Annotated in this window: 16 protein-coding genes and 1 riboswitch; of the genes, 10 read left to right on the top strand and 6 right to left on the bottom strand. The window is 66.0% G+C overall.

The features are described 5' to 3' along the window. Nucleotides 1–31 precede the first annotated feature (31 nt). Genes A5785_RS16200 through cobG form a run of 3 tightly spaced genes read right to left on the bottom strand, consistent with a single transcriptional unit; the run spans nucleotide 32 to nucleotide 3,445 of the window. A complete protein-coding gene (locus A5785_RS16200; protein ID WP_064867554.1) occupies nucleotides 32–1,564 on the bottom strand; it encodes a precorrin-2 C(20)-methyltransferase in 1,533 nt (510 codons plus the stop codon). Between the two features lie 4 nt (nucleotides 1,565–1,568). Continuing rightward, nucleotides 1,569–2,192, bottom strand: coding sequence for a precorrin-8X methylmutase (locus A5785_RS16205; protein ID WP_064867556.1), 624 nt, complete (start codon nucleotides 2,190–2,192; stop codon nucleotides 1,569–1,571). A 41-nt stretch (nucleotides 2,193–2,233) separates the two neighbouring features. Next, nucleotides 2,234–3,445: a precorrin-3B synthase gene (gene cobG, locus A5785_RS16210; protein WP_082946589.1), complete on the bottom strand. Its 1,212-nt coding sequence runs from the start codon at nucleotides 3,443–3,445 to the stop codon at nucleotides 2,234–2,236. Between the two features lie 100 nt (nucleotides 3,446–3,545). Further along, a riboswitch (cobalamin riboswitch) is annotated at nucleotides 3,546–3,664 on the top strand. A gap of 12 nt (nucleotides 3,665–3,676) precedes the next feature. On the opposite strand from cobG, the gene cobN reads away from it, so the two are divergent. The 5 genes from cobN to A5785_RS16235 all read left to right on the top strand — a co-directional run bounded on the left by cobN (nucleotide 3,677) and on the right by A5785_RS16235 (nucleotide 12,206). Further along, the gene (cobN, locus tag A5785_RS16215; protein ID WP_064867559.1) at nucleotides 3,677–7,306 is read left to right on the top strand and encodes a cobaltochelatase subunit CobN; all 3,630 of its coding nucleotides are present in this window, start codon (nucleotides 3,677–3,679) and stop codon (nucleotides 7,304–7,306) included. Nucleotides 7,307–7,431: 125 nt separating this feature from the next. Further along, nucleotides 7,432–7,938, top strand: coding sequence for an FxsA family protein (locus tag A5785_RS16220; protein WP_064867561.1), 507 nt, complete (start codon nucleotides 7,432–7,434; stop codon nucleotides 7,936–7,938). 37 nt (nucleotides 7,939–7,975) lie between these two features. Next, the gene (locus A5785_RS16225) at nucleotides 7,976–9,601 is read left to right on the top strand and encodes an amidohydrolase (RefSeq protein ID WP_064867563.1); all 1,626 of its coding nucleotides are present in this window, start codon (nucleotides 7,976–7,978) and stop codon (nucleotides 9,599–9,601) included. Nucleotides 9,602–9,844: 243 nt separating this feature from the next. Continuing rightward, the gene (lnt, locus tag A5785_RS16230) at nucleotides 9,845–11,416 is read left to right on the top strand and encodes an apolipoprotein N-acyltransferase (RefSeq protein ID WP_231895481.1); all 1,572 of its coding nucleotides are present in this window, start codon (nucleotides 9,845–9,847) and stop codon (nucleotides 11,414–11,416) included. Further along, nucleotides 11,379–12,206, top strand: coding sequence for a polyprenol monophosphomannose synthase (locus A5785_RS16235; RefSeq protein WP_442902858.1), 828 nt, complete (start codon nucleotides 11,379–11,381; stop codon nucleotides 12,204–12,206). Before lnt ends, A5785_RS16235 begins: the two co-directional genes overlap by 38 nt. 149 nt (nucleotides 12,207–12,355) lie before the next feature. Here A5785_RS16235 and A5785_RS16240 read toward each other — a convergent pair whose 3' ends face one another. Continuing rightward, on the bottom strand, nucleotides 12,356–12,700 hold the full coding sequence (locus A5785_RS16240; RefSeq protein WP_064867565.1) for an RNA polymerase-binding protein RbpA: 345 nt from the start codon (nucleotides 12,698–12,700) through the stop codon (nucleotides 12,356–12,358). Nucleotides 12,701–12,843: 143 nt separating this feature from the next. Between A5785_RS16240 and A5785_RS16245 the strand changes: the two genes are divergently transcribed. Next, nucleotides 12,844–13,203, top strand: a complete 360-nt coding sequence (locus tag A5785_RS16245; RefSeq protein WP_197500835.1) for a hypothetical protein — start codon at nucleotides 12,844–12,846, stop codon at nucleotides 13,201–13,203. Then, entirely contained in the window at nucleotides 13,200–14,285 is a 1,086-nt protein-coding gene (locus A5785_RS16250) for a DUF475 domain-containing protein (RefSeq protein ID WP_064867567.1), read from the top strand. Before A5785_RS16245 ends, A5785_RS16250 begins: the two co-directional genes overlap by 4 nt. On the opposite strand, the gene A5785_RS16255 is transcribed toward A5785_RS16250, so the two are convergent. Next, entirely contained in the window at nucleotides 14,286–14,933 is a 648-nt protein-coding gene (locus A5785_RS16255; RefSeq protein ID WP_231895480.1) for a hypothetical protein, read from the bottom strand. A 269-nt stretch (nucleotides 14,934–15,202) separates the two neighbouring features. Here A5785_RS16255 and A5785_RS16260 point away from each other — a divergent pair, with 269 nt between their 5' ends. The 3 genes from A5785_RS16260 to A5785_RS16270 all read left to right on the top strand — a co-directional run bounded on the left by A5785_RS16260 (nucleotide 15,203) and on the right by A5785_RS16270 (nucleotide 16,907). Then, complete coding sequence (locus A5785_RS16260; protein WP_064863990.1) at nucleotides 15,203–15,424, top strand: DUF3263 domain-containing protein; 222 nt, start codon at nucleotides 15,203–15,205, stop codon at nucleotides 15,422–15,424. Nucleotides 15,425–15,727: 303 nt separating this feature from the next. Continuing rightward, the gene (locus tag A5785_RS16265) at nucleotides 15,728–16,483 is read left to right on the top strand and encodes a hypothetical protein (protein WP_231895482.1); all 756 of its coding nucleotides are present in this window, start codon (nucleotides 15,728–15,730) and stop codon (nucleotides 16,481–16,483) included. Nucleotides 16,484–16,523: 40 nt separating this feature from the next. Continuing rightward, on the top strand, nucleotides 16,524–16,907 hold the full coding sequence (locus tag A5785_RS16270) for a hypothetical protein (RefSeq protein WP_064867578.1): 384 nt from the start codon (nucleotides 16,524–16,526) through the stop codon (nucleotides 16,905–16,907). Here the strand turns inward: A5785_RS16270 and A5785_RS16275 are convergent. Continuing rightward, complete coding sequence (locus tag A5785_RS16275) at nucleotides 16,879–17,436, bottom strand: FAD-dependent oxidoreductase (RefSeq protein ID WP_442902859.1); 558 nt, start codon at nucleotides 17,434–17,436, stop codon at nucleotides 16,879–16,881. The genes A5785_RS16270 and A5785_RS16275 overlap by 29 nt on opposite strands. Between the last annotated feature and the right edge of the window lie 52 nt (nucleotides 17,437–17,488).

Raw genomic sequence — 17,488 nt, forward strand, 5'->3', positions numbered from 1 at the left:
GAGACGCTGAGATAGTCAGGCGCTGAGATAGTTAGACGCTGTGATGGCGCGGTGTGAAGACCAGACGACCGCCGCTGCGCTCGGCAATCGTCGTCGCCGACGATCCGATGATGAGCATCGTGCGCATGTCGACGATCGACGGATCGAACGCGCCGACAGTCGTCACCGACAGAGTCTGTTCCGGTCCGCCGACATCGCGCCCGATGATGAGCACACGGTCGTCGGGAACCATCTCGCGCAACAGATCATGCAGGCGCGGCACCTGCCATGTCCTGCTCTGTGAGCCGGGGTTGTAGACGGCGATCACCAGATCGGCATGAACCGCGTGCCGAATCCTCGCCTCGATCAGCTCCCACGGCTTGAGCCTGTCCGACAGCGAGATGACGGCGAAGTCGTGCCCCAGCGGGGCACCGGCAACCGCGGCGACCGCAGTTGCCGCCGTCACCCCCGGTACCACGCGGACGGGTACGTCGGCCCAGCGCGATTGCGCCGCGACCTCGGCGACAGCCGCCGCCATCGCGAACACACCCGGGTCACCGGAGGACACGACGGCCACGCGGGCACCTCGGGAGGCGAGATCGAGCGCGAATTCTGCGCGCTCTGCCTCGACACGGTTGTCGCTGGCATGCACCCGCTGCCCCGGCCGAGGCGTGACGCGCGCGAGATAGGTTCGATAGCCGACGAGGTCAGTCGCGGACGACAATTCGGCACGCACCTGCGGCGTTGTCTGCGACGCGGCCCCCGGCCCGAGCCCGACCACCACGACTTCGCCGGTCCCGAGCTCCGTCGGATCGAAACGCGGATTGTTGCGTCGGCCCGGCACGACGACCATCGAGAAGTACGGGACGTCCGACGGATCGACCTCGCTGACGGGCAGGACACGCTGTGCCGCGGTTGACGCCCGTTCCACGTACCACGCCTCGTCGAGCCGTCCGACGCGTTCGAGGGCTGTGCGCACCGTCGAGAAGGTCCGACCCAGCTTGAGCACCGCGAAGGCGTCGGCGCCGGCGAACTCCGCAGTCAGCTCGTCGACCGGGAGTGTTCCCGGCACAACGGTCAGTGTCTCCTCACCTTCGACGAGCGGGATGCCCAGCGCGGCGGAGGCCCCGCTCACCGACGTAACGCCGGGCACGATCTCGGCGTCGAAGTCGTCGGCGAGGCGCTTGTGCATGTGCATGTACGAACTGAAGAAGAGCGGATCGCCCTCGGCCAGCAGACAGACATCCCGTCCTGCCCGCAGATGCGCCGCGAGAGTCTCGGCACTGTCGGTGTAGAAGTCGTTCAAGGCGCCACGGTAGCCGCCCGGATGATCGGTGGTCTCGACCGTGATCGGATACATCAGCCGCTCTTCGATCTGATCGCCACGCAAATACGGCTCGGCGACACCTCGGGCGATGCTGTTTCCGTGGCGCGCACTGTGATACGCGATGACATCGGCCGCAGCGATGACACGTGCGGCCTTGACCGTGACCAACTCGCTGTCACCGGGACCGAGCCCGACGCCCCAGAGTTTTCCGGAGCCCGCCTTGCGCGATGTGTTCCCCGCGTCGGGTGATGTGCTCATGACGTCATTCCTGTGCACTCGCCAGCGCGTTGATCGCCGCGGCAACGATCGCTGATCCACCTCGACGTCCGGTGACGGTGATGAACTCGAGATCGTCGCGGTTCGCCAGTGCCGCACAGGATTCCGCGGCCCCGATGAATCCGACGGGCGCACCGACTATCGCTGCCGGACGTGGTGCGCCTGCATCGATGATGTCGAGGAGCGCGAACAACGCGGTCGGTGCGTTGCCGATCGCGACGACCGCGCCGTCGAGCCGGTCACGCCAATACTCGACGGCCGCAGCGGTCCGTGTGGTCGACAACTGCTCGGCGAGCGCAGGCAAGCCGGGTTCCGCGAGGTAGCACAGCACCTCGTTGCCGGCGGGCAACCGCTTGCGCGTCACCCCGCTGGCGACCATCGTCGAGTCGCACAGGATCGGCGCACCTGCCTCGAGAGCCGACCGTGCCGCGGACACGACGCCGTCTGTCGCGACGACGTTCGTCGTCAGATCCGTTTCGCCGCACGCGTGAATCATGCGTACGACGACCCCGGAGACATCCGGGGCGAATCCGGACAGATCAGCTTCGGCTCGGATGGTGGCAAAAGACTGCCGGTAGATCTCGGCGGCGTCACGTAGGTATTCGGGCATAGTTGTTCAACCCTATCGGGGTGGTCGAGCGGACCTGATCCTCACTCGTGTGTGCGTCGATATCCGGCGCCGGTTGCCTCGACCCGCAGGTGCGGTTCGCGCGGCGACCCACATCCACGGTCGCACCCCACCCAGTGTTCACGCTCGGTGACCGGCGGCCCCGAATCGACGCGCTCCTTCACGTCAGCGCGTACCTCGGCGAGCCCGCGCGAGCAGCCGGGTGCGCCGGCGCAGCTGCTGACCTGCGCCCACGATGACGCGGCGTCGAAGATGAGTCCCATCGGAGCGAGGACGCGCACCACGGTCTCGGCAACACCCTCGCCGAGATCGCAGACGAGGATCTCGCGGTCTGGCGTGAACACCACCGGCGCTTCGACGGCTGCGATGAATTCGGCGAGGCGCGCGGGCAGGCGCCCGAGTTCGACCACGGCTCCGAGCAGCACGCGGCCGTCATCCTGGTCGAACCACCCCACCCGCGGATCGCCGCCCGTCGTTGCGAGAGCTCCTGGCTCGAGTGGCGGGTCGAGTCGGTCCCGGGTCACCCTCATCAGGTCGCCACGCGAGGACTCGGGTAGATCCGCGATCCGCCACGCACCGTCCGCCAACTCGAGGAAGTCGTGCGCGACACCCAGCAACGCCTGTGCCACGGCAGAGTCGTGGGCGACCGAGCCTGCGATCTCGCCGTCGACGACGATGTCGAATCCGACCGATCCATCGGTGCCGCTACGCGCGACGGCGCACACATCGGTGCCGCCAACCGCGATGTCGGTGTGTCCGTCATCGAGGCCGAAGAGGAACCGGCCGGATAGCGCCGCGACGCTGTGATCGGAGCGGAGCGCGTCGTCGAGTTCGTGCGCCAGGGGACGTAGATCAGCGAGGCCGCCGACGCGCCCGGTGAAGGGACTGACCTCGATGTTGCGTACCTTCTCGTGGGTGGTGCTCGGCACCAGTCCGGCATCGACGAGCGCGTCGGCGACAGAGTCGACATCGGCGATGTCGCGTATCTGCACATTCGCGCGCCCCGTCAGATCGACGAAACCGTCGCCGTACTGTGCGGCCACATGCGCGAGCACCGCGAGTTGCTCGGGCGTGATCGATCCACCGAGCAGACGAACACGCGCCAGTGCGCCGTCGGCGGCCGGGTGCGGGGTGAAGACTCCGGGGCATCGGTCAGACACTGTTCGCCCCGACGACGGCTCACCGGTGAGCTCACGGGACTGGCCGTGTGACGAAGGGGAGGCGGGGTCACGCACGGTATCCAGCGTAGGCGTCGGCGGACGGGTGCGAACCTGCGCGGGACGCGTGCGACCGTCGCGGAACGCTCTCCACTAGGCTGAGCCGCACGAGGTGCGCGGAAGCCGGTGCGATTCCGGCGCGGTCGCGCCACTGTGACGCGAGAGCAGCGGGCTCCTGCGAAGCCAGACCTGCGACCTCGGACCTGTGTTCCACATGTCTCCGCGCGAGTCGGAGTCCGAGGAGTTGCGATGATCCTGCTGCTGTCCACGTCGGACACCGATCTCATCACCGCTGACGCCAGCGACGCGGAGTATCGCGTCGCGAACCCGTCACGAATCCTGCTCGACGACGTTCCCGGCATGGTCGCCGACGCCGACCTCACCGTCGTTCGCATCCTCGGTGGGCGCCGCGCCTGGGAGGAGGGGCTCGACGCCGTCCTCGCCGTCGGGAAGCCGGTGGTCGTCCTCTCCGGCGAGCAGCAACCCGATCCCGACCTGATGGCGCTGTCGACGGTGCCCGCCGGGGTGGCCGCAGACGCCCACAACTACCTCGCCTTCGGCGGGGTGCCCAACATCACCAACCTGCACAACTTCCTGTCCGACACGGTGTTGCTGTCGGGGTACGGGTTCGAACCCCCCGAACAGACTCCCGGCTGGGGAGTTCTCGAGCGGCAGCCGACCAGAGCTGTTCCGGACACCGCGCCGGTGATCGGTGTCCTCTATTACCGAGCACAGCACCTCGCAGGGAACACGCGGTACATCGAAGCACTCTGCGCAGCAATCGAGGAGCGCGGAGCGCGGCCGATCCCGATCTTCTGCGCCTCGTTGCGCACCGCACCAGACGACCTCATCGAGTTGCTGGCGACCGCGGATGCGCTGGTGGTCACCGTCCTCGCCGCCGGTGGCGCGACACCTGCCACGGCGTCGGCCGGGGGCGACGACGAGGCGTGGAACATCGAGCGCCTCGCCGCGCTCGACATCCCCATCCTGCAGGGACTGTGCCTCACCGGGCCACGAGCCGACTGGGAGGCCAACGACGACGGGCTCTCGCCGCTCGACGTCGCGACTCAGGTGGCTGTTCCGGAATTCGACGGCCGCATCATCACCGTGCCGTTCTCCTTCAAGGAGTTCGACGAGAACGGTCTGCCCTGGTACCAACCCGACACCGAGCGATGCGCCCGGGTTGCCGGAATCGCGGTGTCGCACGCCCGGTTACGGCATATCGCACCCGCGGATCGTCGGATTGCACTGATGTTGTCGGCGTATCCCACCAAGCACGCGCGCATCGGTAACGCTGTCGGCCTCGACACGCCTCGCAGCCTGCTACGTCTGCTGGATGCGTTGCGCGCGGCAGGCTACGACATCGGTCCGGAATCGGGGCCGGACGCGATTCCCGGTCTGGCCGAGGATGATTCGGACGCACTGATTCACGCGGTCATCGACCGTGGCGGCCAGGACTCCGACTGGCTGACCGAGGAGGCCTTGGCTGCCAACCCGATTCGCGTCAGCGCCACCGACTACGAGAGGTGGTTCGCGACGCTGCCGGAGGAACTGCGACACGGCGTCGAACAGCACTGGGGGCCAGCGCCAGGCGACCTCTTCGTCGATCGATCGCAGAGCCCCGGCGGCGAGATCGTCGTCGCAGCACTGACATTCGGCAATGTGGCGATCATGGTGCAGCCGCCCCGAGGGTTCGGTGAGAATCCGGTCGCGATCTATCACGACCCCGACCTTCCGCCCTCGCATCACTACCTCGCCTCCTATCGCTGGCTCGCCGGTAGAGCCGTTGCCGCACAAGACATCCCGGGCTTCGGCGCCGATGCGATCGTGCACATCGGCAAACACGGCAACCTCGAGTGGCTGCCGGGCAAGACGCTGGGAATGTCGGCACAGTGCGGCACCGATGCCGCGCTCGGCGACGTCCCGCTGATCTACCCGTTCCTGGTCAACGATCCGGGCGAGGGCACCCAGGCGAAGCGTCGAGCACACGCGGTGCTTGTCGACCACCTGATCCCGCCGATGGCGCGGGCCGAGTCCTACGGCGACATCGCACGACTCGAACAACTCCTCGACGAACACGCGAACATCTCGACTCTCGATCCCGCGAAGCTCCCCGCGATCCGGCAGCAGATCTGGACGCTGCTGACGGCCGCGAAGATGGATCACGACCTCGGCCTCACCGAGCGGCCCGACGAAGAGGTCTTCGACGACATGCTGTTGCACGTCGACGGCTGGCTGTGCGAGATCAAGGATGTGCAGATTCGCGACGGCCTGCATGTTCTCGGCGAACCCCCGGTCGACGACGCCGAGGTCGATCTCGTTCTCGCTATGCTGCGCGCACGCCAATTGTGGGGCGGCACAGAGGCTTTGCCCGGTCTGCGTGAAGCGCTCGGACTCGACGAGGGCGCAGACTCCGTGCGCACCGACGTCGACACAGTCGAAGCGACCGCCCGCGACCTTGTGGCAGCGTGCGCGAAAGGGGAGTGGTCGACCTCGGCCGTCGAGGATGCGGCGGCCGGTCACCCCGCCGCTGTCGGCGACGTATTGCGTTTCGCGGCAACCGAAGTGGTTCCGCGGTTGCGGCAGACCGCTGGGGAGATCCGGCGCATTCTGCACGCACTCGACGGCGGCTTCATTCCTGCGGGCCCGAGCGGTTCGCCGCTGCGCGGACTGATCAACGTGTTGCCGACGGGCCGCAACTTCTACTCCGTCGATCCCAAGGCTGTTCCTTCTCGTCTCGCATGGGAAACGGGCCGGGCGATGGCCGACAGCCTGCTGGAGCGGTATCTGACCGATCATGGTGAATACCCTGCCTCCGTGGGGCTTTCGGCGTGGGGCACCAGCGCGATGCGTACCTCGGGCGACGACGTCGCCGAGATCCTCGCGCTCCTCGGCGTCATGCCGATCTGGGACGAGGCGTCGCGGCGGGTCCGCGATCTCGAACTGATCGAGCTCGACGAGCTCGGTCGTCCGCGCATCGACGTCACCGTCAGGATCTCCGGATTCTTCCGTGACGCCTTCCCACACGTCGTGACCATGCTCGACGACGCCGTCGCACTCGCGGCGTCGGCCGAAGAACCCGATGACCAGAACTTCGTCGCCGCGCACGCCCGCGCGGCACTCGCCGAGCACGGCGATCAACGCCGCGCGACGACCAGGATCTTCGGCTCCAAACCCGGAACCTACGGGGCAGGGCTGTTGCAACTCATCGATTCTCGTGACTGGCGCAGCGACGAGGACCTCGCACGCGTCTACACCGAGTGGGGCGGCTACGCGTACGGCCGCGAACTCGACGGCGTCGCAGCAGTCGACGACATGCGTTCGGCGTATCGCAGAATCAAGGTGGCGGCGAAGAACACCGACACCCGTGAGCACGACATCGCCGACTCCGACGACTACTTCCAGTACCACGGCGGGATGGTGGCGACGGTCCGAGCACTGACCGGCACATCCCCGGAGGCGTACATCGGCGACTCGACGCGGCCCGACGCCGTCCGAACACGCACCCTGTCGGAGGAGACAAGTCGCGTGTTCCGTGCACGGGTCGTCAATCCCCGGTGGATCTCCGCGATGCAGCGGCACGGATACAAGGGCGCGTTCGAGATGGCGGCCACCGTCGACTACCTGTTCGGGTACGACGCCACGACCGGCGTCGTCGCCGACTGGATGTACGAGAAGCTCACCGAGTCCTACGTGCTCGACGAGCGCAATCAGGAGTTCATGAATCAGTCGAATCCGTGGGCACTGCACGGTATCGCTGAACGCCTTCTCGAGGCGGTCGACCGCGATATGTGGGAGACGCCGCCCGCCGACATGCTCGACCAGTTGCGGGCCGTGTACCTGCAGGCTGAGGGCGAGATCGAGGGCCGGTCGGAATAGCTGGTGGCCCAGGCCGCTGCACGGGAGCAAAATCGGGTGCTCGTTCGTTGGACTGAGTGAATGCACATCTCCGATGCGGCGTCGGGTGTCGAAACTCACCTGCATCGGACCAGAAAGGCACACCCATGCGCTTCCCGTACTTCCTCGTCTACCTCGTGATCGAGATCGCCGTGTTCGTGGCCATGGTCATGACGCTCGGCTTCGCCTGGGCGGTGTTGATCACCATCCTGGCCTCCTTCGTCGGATTCCTCATCCTTCGCTGGCAGGGCCGCAAGGTGTTCGGTGAACTCCGCCGCGCCTCGCGCAACGAAGTCGACGCTCGAGCCCCGCTCGCCGACACCGCCGTGGTCGGCGCCTCGTCGATCCTGCTGATCGTGCCCGGCTTGGTGTCCACTGTTGTCGGAACGATCGCGCTCCTTCCGCCGACGCGACGCGTCCTGCGTCCGGTGCTGGCCGCAGTCGGCACACGCACGGTGATGTCTGCGATGACCCGCGCGGGTGCCTACGGACCGGCAGGGGTCAAGCGGGGCACCGTCATCGACGGCACCGTCGTCGACGATCCCGCCTACTCCACACCGAACTCGTCAACCGGCTGGTCGGCCGACCAGCCGCAGCTCCCGCGGGGCCACTGACACACCGGCCTCCCCAGAGGGAGCACACTGAACAACCGTGGCAACCGAACTGCTCCTTGGTGGGACCGTCTATTCCTCTGCAACCCCGGACGCGACTGCCCTTGCCGTCACCGACGGCGTCGTGACCTGGGTGGGCGCAGACGACGTCGGGAGGGCACTTCATCCCGACGCCGCCGTGACCGATCTGGAAGGGCATTTCGTCGCACCCGCATTCGTCGACGCGCATGTGCACCTGACGTCGACGGGTCTTGCGCTCACGGGACTGACCCTCAACGACGCCGTCTCGCGCACCGACTGCCTCCGAATGCTCGCCGACGCCGTGTCGACCGTCGATGAAGGCGACCTCATCTGGGGCCGCGGTTGGGACAGTTCGACATGGTCGGGTGCCGAGATCTCCGACGGCCGGTTCCCGACAACCGCCGACATCGACGCGATCGTCGGCAATCGTCCGGTCTACCTGGCCCGAGTCGACGAACATTCCGCCGTCGCGTCGACGGCGCTGCGACGCCTGGTCATCGGCTTGGAGGACGCGCAGGGCTACCACCCGGACGAGCCGCTGATCGCCGAGGCGCATCACCTCGTGCGCGGTGCCGCACGATCGTTGGTGAGTCCCGCATCGCGGACCCGCGCACAACTGCGCGCACTCGACGTTGCCGCGGCAAGGGGAATCGTCGCGATCCACGAGAACGGCGGACCCGACATCAGTGGTCTCGACGACTTTCTCGCCATCGGCGAACTCGACCATGCCGTCGAGGTACGACGCTATTGGGGGCAGGCCGCGCAGAACGCCGATCACGCTCGCGAACTCGTCGCGATCACCGGCGCCGACGCGCTCGGCGGCGATCTCTTCATCGACGGAGCGGTCGGCTCGCGGACGGCGTGGCTCCTCGAGCCCTACCACGATGCACCAGACGTCACCGGTATCGATTACCTCTCGCCGGAGACCGTTCTCGAGCACCTTCGCGCATGCACCGAAGCAGGGCTGCAAGCCGGCTTTCATGTGATCGGCGATGCGGCAACGGCGACGGTGGTGAGTGCACTTGACACGCTCGCGGCCGAGTTCGGTACGCCCGCGCTCGCGTCGCGCGCTCACCGCGTCGAACATGCGGAGATGGTCGACGCCTCCCAGGCTCAGACGCTGGCCGCGTGTGGTGTCGTCGCGAGCATGCAACCGCAGTTCGATGCGCAGTGGGGCGCACCGGGAAACCTCTACGCGCAGCGTCTCGGCGACGAACGGGCCGCCCGGATGAACGATTTCGCCGCGCTCGCCAAAGCTGGCGTGGCCCTGGCCTTCTCGTCGGATTCACCGGTCACCGCGATGGATCCATGGGTGACCATACGTGCGGCCGTCCATCATCATCAGCCCCGAAACGCCATCTCGGCACGTGGTGCGTTTGCGGCCTCAACACGAGGCGGCTGGCGCGCGGGAGGAATCAATGACGGACTCACCGGCACACTGGCGGTCGGCGCACCGGCGAGTTACGCGGTCTGGGAAGTCGACGAGCTCGTCGTTGCCGGATCGCACGAGAGCGTTCAGCGCTGGTCGCTGGACCCGCGATCCCGCGTGCCCGCACTTCCCGACGTCTCGCCCGGCTGCGCGCTGCCACGATGCGTCCGGACCGTGCACCGTGGTCGTGACGTCTATCGCGCCGAGGGTCACTGACCGGTGAGCGACTCGGTAGACAACGACGCCGTGAACAAGAACGCCGTAAACAACAGCGCGGTGGGCGACAATTCACTACACGACAAGACGCCGGGCCTCGACGACTCGGTGACACCGACGGAGTCATCCGGCACCCGAACCGACACCCCCGAGCACACCGATCGACGATGGTCGAGGTTGGCTGGTGCCCGCTGGACCCCACTTCTCGTGCGTGCGGCTCTGGCCGTCGTGGCGGGGCTGGCGATGTGGTCGGCGTTCCCACCGCGCAACTGGTGGTTCATGGCCGTCATCTCGATGGGCCTGCTCTTCGTGGCGCTCTCCGGGCCGATCCGCGCCCGCCTCGGCGCTGTCGTCGGATTCATCTATGGGCTGGCGTTCTATATCCCGCTGCTGCCGTGGATCGGCGTCTACGTGGGGCCGCTTCCGTGGATCGCCTTGTCCGTCGTGCTCGCGGTGTTCTCGGCACTCTTCGGTGTGTGCGCCGTGTTGACCATGCGACTCCCGTGCCCACCGCTGTGGTTTGCACTGTCGTGGGTGACTATCGAGGCTCTTCGGTCATCTGTTCCGTTCGGCGGATTCCCCTGGGGGAGAGCGGCATTCAGCCAGGTCGACGGACCGCTACTACCCCTCGCATCCATCCTGGGTGCGCCGGGCGTCTCAGCAGCCGTCGCATTGCTCGGCGCAGCGGTGGCCTGGCTCATCATCGTCCTCGTCACCAGAGTCGTGACGGGCAGCGGATCGGTGGCACGCGCCGCGGCGTTGGCGGTCGTGTTGGCCCTTGTGGGGCCTATCGCAGCGATCGCCCTGACCCCCGACACACTCGACCGCAACGTCGCGTCGGCATCGGTACAGGTTGCGGCCGTGCAGGGAAACGTGCCGCGTCTCGGCCTCGACTTCAACGCTCAGCGCAGGGCCGTTCTCGACAATCACGTTCGGGAGACCCTGCGTCTTGCCGACGCCGTGCGGGCGGGAACCGCCGAACAGCCTGATTTCGTGGCGTGGCCAGAGAACGCCTCTGACATCTCGCCGCTCACCAACGCCGACGCCGCGCAGGAGATCACCGACGCATCGATTTCCGTTGGTGCGCCGATCCTCGTCGGGACGCTCGTGATGAACTCCGACGGTCGGCCGACGAACTCCGTCCTGGTGTGGGATGGCGCGAACGGGCCCGTTGCCCGCTACGACAAGCACATCGTTCAGCCATTCGGCGAGTACCTGCCCTGGCGTCCGTTTTTCAGCATGTTTTCGTCGTACGCGTCGATGGCCGGCAACTTCCGTCCCGGAACCGGCCCGTCGGCGATCACCGTCCCCGGACGCTCCGGCAACGTCACCGTCGGTGTCTCCACGTGCTGGGAAATCGCTTTCGACAGGTCGGCCCGAGCCGCAGTCGACGACGGCGCCCGCATCCTCTACGTCCCGACCAACAACGCCACCTTCGGCAAAACGGAAATGACCTACCAGCAGCTCGCAATGTCGCAGTTCCGAGCCGTCGAACACGGCAGGGCAGTCGTCGTCGCAGCGACCAGCGGGGTGAGCGCGATCATCGAACCCGACGGATCCATCTCACGTGAGTCGGGCGTGTTCACCCCGGCGGTGCTCGCCGATCGCTTACCGTTGCACTCGGCCAAGACCGTCGCGACCATTCTCGGGGCGTGGCCACAGTGGATCATCGTCGTGGTGACGGTGGGTGGGCTTTTGGTCGTGCTGACGCGTCGTTATAGGTTCACTCTCGGGCCTCGTGAGGTCGGCACCGGTGGCACACCGGTCGCACAGGGTGATGCAAGGGAGTCGGAGGAGCGTGGTGACAACGGGTAGCGGAGATGCGACCAGCCAAGACGAGGGCGGGATTGTCGCATCCGACGGCGCGCGCGCACTGGTCGTCATCCCCACGTACAACGAGCGCGAGAACCTTCCCCGAATCGTGTCGAGGGTGCAGACAGCCATGCCGGGCGTCCACGTGCTGATCGTCGATGATTCGAGCCCCGACGGCACGGGCGACGTAGCTGACGAACTCGCCAAGGGCGACGACGAGGGTCGTACCCATGTGATGCACCGCGTCGAGAAAGACGGCCTCGGCAAGGCCTACCTCGCCGGTTTCGAATGGGGCCTGCACCGCGATTACGCGGTCATCGTCGAGATGGACGCCGACGGCAGCCACGCACCCGAGCAGTTGTACCGCTTGTTCGACGCGGTGAACGACGGCGCCGACCTCGCGATCGGGTCGCGCTACGTTCCCGGCGGCAAGCTCGTGAACTGGCCCAAGTACCGCGAGGTTCTCTCGCGAGGTGCCAACACCTACGCGCGTGTGGCGCTCGGCACCAACGTGCACGACATCACCGCTGGTTACCGCGCATATCGGCGCAAGGTACTCGAGACCATCGACCTCGATACGGTCGAGTCGGCGGGCTACTGTTTCCAGATCGACCTGGCGTGGCGCACGATCCAGGCCGGCTACGACGTTCGCGAGGTTCCGATCACCTTCACCGAGCGCGAAGTCGGCTCGTCGAAGATGAGCGGTGGCGTGATGGCTGAGGCATTCACCAGCGTCGCCCGCTGGGGCATCGAGAACCGCCTGCACAAGATCGGGCTGCACAAGCGGGGATGATCGGGCGACGGTCGGGCCTTGAAGTTGACGGGTCCGAAGCCGATCGGCGGCCCGAGACGGGCACAGCGTCACACTGAACCACTGATACACATCAGCCGGGTGGAGTCATATGACTCCACCCGGCTGATGTGTGATCTAAGACGCGTACGTCAGTTGGTGACTCCGCGACGACGCTGCTTGAGGAGGTCGAGCCGCTCATTGAGCAGCACCTCGAGCTCGTCTTCGCTTCGGCGCTCGAGCAACATGTCCCAGTGCGTGCGCGGAGGCTTGACCTTCTTCTCCTCGGGTTCTGCACCCTCGAGGATCGTGCCTTCCATACCGTTCTTGCACGGCCACTTCGACGGAACCTCGGCGTCGTCGGCGAAGGGGACGTCGAAGATTTCTCCGTTGTCGGTCCGGTACTGGACGATTCGTCGCGGAGCGAGATCGTGATCACGATCGGTCTCATAGCTCACCGCGCCGAGGCGGCTGCCCCGAAGTACTCGATCTGCCATTTGGCGGTGTCCTCTCGTTTCTCGAGCGCTGTCGAACGCTCAACACTCCTATTCTACGCGCCGACCGCGTCACTTCCGCATCACCGGCGACACGCTGCCGCGGGCCGCCGCACAAACCTCGACGACGAGACTTGGGTACGGTCATCAACGTGGAGCACACGACGAGCGGTACAACCCGATCGCGGCGGCGCCCCTACGCCTGCGCCTGGTGCGGCCAGTCGATGGTCGACTCCGAGCACGGACGTCGGCGCAAGTACTGCAAGCGGTCGTGCCGTCAACGCGCCTACGAACAAAGAGCGCTCACGGAGGGCACTTCTATTCCCTCCGACGCCGTGATTCTGACTCAAGCAGAGGTGAGCGACTTCGGCGACCGCCTCTTCGCCCTGCGCTGCGCTGCGGAGGATCTCGCGACAGCGGTGGGCGAGAACGCTGACACGAGCACTGTTGCCGAGCTGGCGGCAGAAGTCGTGACGCTCGCCAAGGACGCCGAGCGACTCCGTTGATAGGGCGCATCTTCGGGCTGTCGATCGTCGTCACCGCTCTCGCGCTCGTCGTCGCGTTCTTCTACGGGGGCTGGGAGGCGGTGGCCCTCGCCGCGATACTCGGCGTTCTCGAGATCTCGCTGTCCTTCGACAACGCAGTCATCAACGCCACCGTGCTGGAACGGATGAGTGCGTTCTGGCAGCGTATGTTCCTCACCGTTGGCATGATCATCGCCGTTTTCGGGATGCGCCTGCTCTTCCCACTCATGATCGTCTGGGTGACGGCCGGGCTCAATCCTGTCGAAGCGTTCCGGCTTGCGATGAACCCACCGCCCGACGATGCGGACCACTTCGCCGACGGAAGCCCGAGCTACGAAACGATTCTCACCGACGCACACCCGCAGATCGCGGCATTCGGCGGGATGTTCCTGTTCATGCTCTTTCTCAACTTCATCCTGAGCAATCGCGATCTGACGTGGTTGACGTGGCTGGAGCGTCCGCTGTCGAAGATCGGACGGCTCAGTGCCCTTCCGGTCGTCCTCGCCTCCGTGACCCTGGTTCTGGTCGCAGAGTTCCTCGCCCCCGACTCGATCCGCTCGACAGTCCTCATCGCCGGAATTCTCGGCATGGTCACCTACCTCATGGTCGACGGCTTGAGCGCACTTTTCCAGTCCGATCCCGACCTGCACGAGGGTGGTCCGTCCGCCGGAGCCAAAGCGACCGGAAAAGCGGGATTCTTCCTCTTCCTCTACCTCGAAGTCCTCGACGCATCGTTCTCGTTCGATGGCGTCATCGGCGCGTTCGCCATCACCGCGGATCCGATCATCATCGCCCTGGGCCTCGGGTTCATCGGCGCGCTGTTCGTTCGGTCGATCACGATCTACCTGGTCCGCACCGGAACGCTGGCCTCGTATCGCTACCTCGAGCATGGCGCTCACTGGGCTATCGGCGCACTGGCCGTGATCCTGCTGCTCAGCATCGAGTTCCACATCAACGACATCGTGACCGGACTCATCGGTGTGGTGTTCATCGGCGCCGCACTGTTCAGCAGCGTGGTCGCGAACCGCCGCGACCAGCAGCGTGCACGTGCCGACGGTCGCTGACTACTTCTTTTTGCCGTGCTTTTTCTGATCGGCACCGGTCGCCTGATTGAGCTTCTTACCTCGTCGCCGATACATGACGACGAAGATGCTCAGCAAAATCGCGACCAGTACGGCGATGATCACGCCCCAGGCGCTTGCCGCGCGAAATCCCGGTGCCCGCACGTTGAGGATCTGCTTGCCCACATGTGCTGCATTGTTGTCGCCGAGCTGAATACTCAGTGTCAGCAGATTCGGGATCGCGACCACAACGCCGATCACCACACAGAGGATCGAGACGACATTCTTCATCCGACCTCTGAACGCCACCGCGAGAACGAGCATCGATATGGGGATGAACGTGCAGACGAACCCGATCGACAGACCACTGCCGATTCCCCGTCCCATCGAACCGTCGACGTTGCGGCCGATCTGCTCTGCCCACCAGCGCGGCAGGAACGCCGCGAGAATGAAATAGATGATCACCGCGATCGCGACGGCGATCGCGACGAAGAGGAACTTCCGTGCTCCCTTGGCGAGACGCTCGGAGAATGTCGGCTGGGTCTCCGCCGACGTCGAACTGACGGTCACGTCCTTGTCGGAACCCGGTTTGTCGGGACCCGGTTCGGGTGTCGACGCGACAGGAGCCTTGTTTGCCGAATGCTCAGCCATGATTCTCAGCATAGGTCGACGACTCTCGAATCCGAGGCGCACTCGAGCCTCTGGCGCGTCCGATGACAACTCGTTACCTTGCGGTGGCCCAGCGTTTTTGCGCCGCATGGCCAAATGGGTATCCATCGCGCCGGGCCGAGTGTACAAAGGACGTTAACAGCGGTGGGCTCGCTTTCCAGACCAGGGACGACGGACATTCGCCGAGGCCCGTTCCACATCCTTCACATCCGACGATCGACACAGATCACAGCACAAAGAGTGAGTACTTTATGGATCCGACGCAGCGTCAGATGCTCGACTTCGAGCAGAGCTGGTACGCACTCGGTGGGGGTTCGTCGCGCGAGATCAGCTCGCAGTTCGGGCTGTCCGACCGCGACTTCTTCACACAGGTCCAGCACCTGCTGAACGCCGAACCACCGGTTACCCTTTCGAAGGGTCAACTTGCTCGGATGCGCGAGGTGGTCCGCAGCAGGATCTGGATGGCACGCTGAGGTTGACGGCCGCAACGCGGTCGTGGTGTCACGTGCGACGAGAGGAGTTGTGGTGCCGCCGTTCGCCGACGACGAACTCGACGAGTTCTATCGGCGTATCGAGGCGGGCACCGCGCACTCCGGGCGTAGGCGCTCATCGTCCCCTCGGTCCTCCCAGACACGCTCTTCGCAGAGTCGGTCATCTCCCACGGCGCCCTGTCCGACACCGGAGAAGGACGCCTACCGTGACGTACACGAGGTCGACGCCGCGGTGACCAGGATCCGTGGGGCCGGACGTTCTACCCCGACGTTGCGCTCCTATGAATGCGTCTGCGGCTCTTGGCATCTCACGAGCAGGGCCGTGGACATTCCGGACAAACGGCGCAGGCGGAAACGCTCGTGACCGTCGTCGAATTGGCTGTTGACGATCTCGCCGCGACCACCGACGCATACCGACGTCTTCTCGCGCGCGACGACAGCGCAGACGAATACGCCACGTCGAACGCGACGCTGCGATTCGGCCGCAGTCAGCTCGGGCACCGCGTGTTGTTCGACGTCGCGGACGCGTCGTCGTGGCAGACACTGCTGGAACGACGCGGACTCGAGGCCCACCACCGCGACGCCGCAACAATCCACGTCGATGGACTTCCGCTCGGGGTGACCGAGTACCGCAAACCCCGGCCCCACGCGGCGCTCAGCGCGGGCGACATCCGCGGCATCGACCATCTCGTGTTCCAGGCTGCCGGCCGCGACCACGCGGTGGGGCTGTTCGGTTCCACTCTCGGCCTCGACTTTCGTCTCGACAGGCACGTCGACGAGGGACTGCGCCAACTGTTCTTCCGCGCAGACGATCTCATCGTCGAAGTCCTTGTGACTCCCAACGGTCTCGAACCGACCGGACACAACCTGCCGGCCCGCCGATCGCACTGTGGGGGATCGCTTGGGCGACAACCGATATCGAAGCATCACAGACGCGGCTGGCGAGTGCGGGGTTCACGGTTTCGCAGGTTCGCACCGGCCGCAAACCCGATACCCGGGTGGCAACAGTGCGGTCTCCGGCTCTCGCCACCCGGACCCTGATCATCGAACCCGCTCGATCAGTCGCAGCGAAGGAGACGTCGTGAGCCAGACGAGCCAGTCCGACGGGCCCAACCGGTTTCAGCAGGTGATAGGCGCGGTCAACAGGGCGGTCGTCCTCCCACTCCTGCGCATCCCCGGACTCGACGGCCTGCTCGGCCGTGCGATCACCACGGTGTCGTACACGGGCCGAAAGTCCGGTAAGCACGTCACCTTTCCGGTGAACTATGTGCGATCGGGCGACACGGTCACGATCGGCGTCGCCATGCCCGATCGAAAGACGTGGTGGCGCAACTTCACCGGTGACGGCGCACCGATCAGCGTGACCCTCGACGGCGAGAACCGGAGGGGTCACGCCGTCGCATCGAAGGACAGCAAGGGATCGGTGCGGGTCAGAGTCACTCTCGACCACGACGCTGCGCACTGACCCCGCCCCGCCGCACCCCGCCGCTCCGCCGCACGCCACCGTAGATGCCGCGCCGCACGATCAGCGGCTGCAGTAGTGTGTCGACGGTCCATCGTGGGAATCGGAAGCGGATTCCGTTGGGGGAGAACACGTCCAACCCGTTGTCGCTGGGCCCGAACACCGACCCCCACCGGTGCTCGGCCGGATGGTATCGGCGAGTCCCGCGGCCGTCGAGGTAGGCGAGGACGTTGCGTGCCACCAGGCGGTCGGCGCGGTTGCGAGCCGAGCCGCGCAGCGGATCGGTGTCGGCGACATCCCCGACGGCGAACACTCCCCGGTATCCGGGCACTCCGAGATCGTCGTCGACGCGTACGAACCCCCGGTCCGTGAGCATGTCCGAGGGGAGCCACGTCGTGTTCGGTGATACCCGACCGACCGCCCAGATGATCGCGTCCGCGTCGGCTGCCGCTTGTCCGGTGCTCCAGTGGATCGACCCGGCGCCGATTGCTTCGAGCTCGGTATCGGGGCTCTTCGAAGTTGAGCGGGCAATGCCTGGTCAGGGCCGCGGCGTGTCGTTGAGGTGAGACGCCCCTGGTCTCCGG

Origin of the sequence: Gordonia sp. 852002-50395_SCH5434458, from assembly GCF_001665905.1 — a bacterium.
Lineage (GTDB): Bacteria > Actinomycetota > Actinomycetes > Mycobacteriales > Mycobacteriaceae > Gordonia > Gordonia jacobaea.

What these genes read in the sequence shown, in the direction of transcription:
- A5785_RS16200 (WP_064867554.1), bottom strand. Translation starts at nt 1,564, where the DNA reads ATGAGCACATCACCCGACGCGGGGAACACATCGCGCAAGGCGGGCTCC.
- A5785_RS16205 (WP_064867556.1), bottom strand. Translation starts at nt 2,192, where the DNA reads ATGCCCGAATACCTACGTGACGCCGCCGAGATCTACCGGCAGTCTTTT.
- cobN (WP_064867559.1), top strand. Translation starts at nt 3,677, where the DNA reads ATGATCCTGCTGCTGTCCACGTCGGACACCGATCTCATCACCGCTGAC.
- A5785_RS16220 (WP_064867561.1), top strand. Translation starts at nt 7,432, where the DNA reads ATGCGCTTCCCGTACTTCCTCGTCTACCTCGTGATCGAGATCGCCGTG.
- lnt (WP_231895481.1), top strand. Translation starts at nt 9,845, where the DNA reads ATGTGGTCGGCGTTCCCACCGCGCAACTGGTGGTTCATGGCCGTCATC.
- A5785_RS16235 (WP_442902858.1), top strand. Translation starts at nt 11,379, where the DNA reads ATGCAAGGGAGTCGGAGGAGCGTGGTGACAACGGGTAGCGGAGATGCG.
- A5785_RS16240 (WP_064867565.1), bottom strand. Translation starts at nt 12,700, where the DNA reads ATGGCAGATCGAGTACTTCGGGGCAGCCGCCTCGGCGCGGTGAGCTAT.
- A5785_RS16255 (WP_231895480.1), bottom strand. Translation starts at nt 14,933, where the DNA reads ATGGCTGAGCATTCGGCAAACAAGGCTCCTGTCGCGTCGACACCCGAA.
- A5785_RS16260 (WP_064863990.1), top strand. Translation starts at nt 15,203, where the DNA reads ATGGATCCGACGCAGCGTCAGATGCTCGACTTCGAGCAGAGCTGGTAC.
- A5785_RS16265 (WP_231895482.1), top strand. Translation starts at nt 15,728, where the DNA reads ATGCGTCTGCGGCTCTTGGCATCTCACGAGCAGGGCCGTGGACATTCC.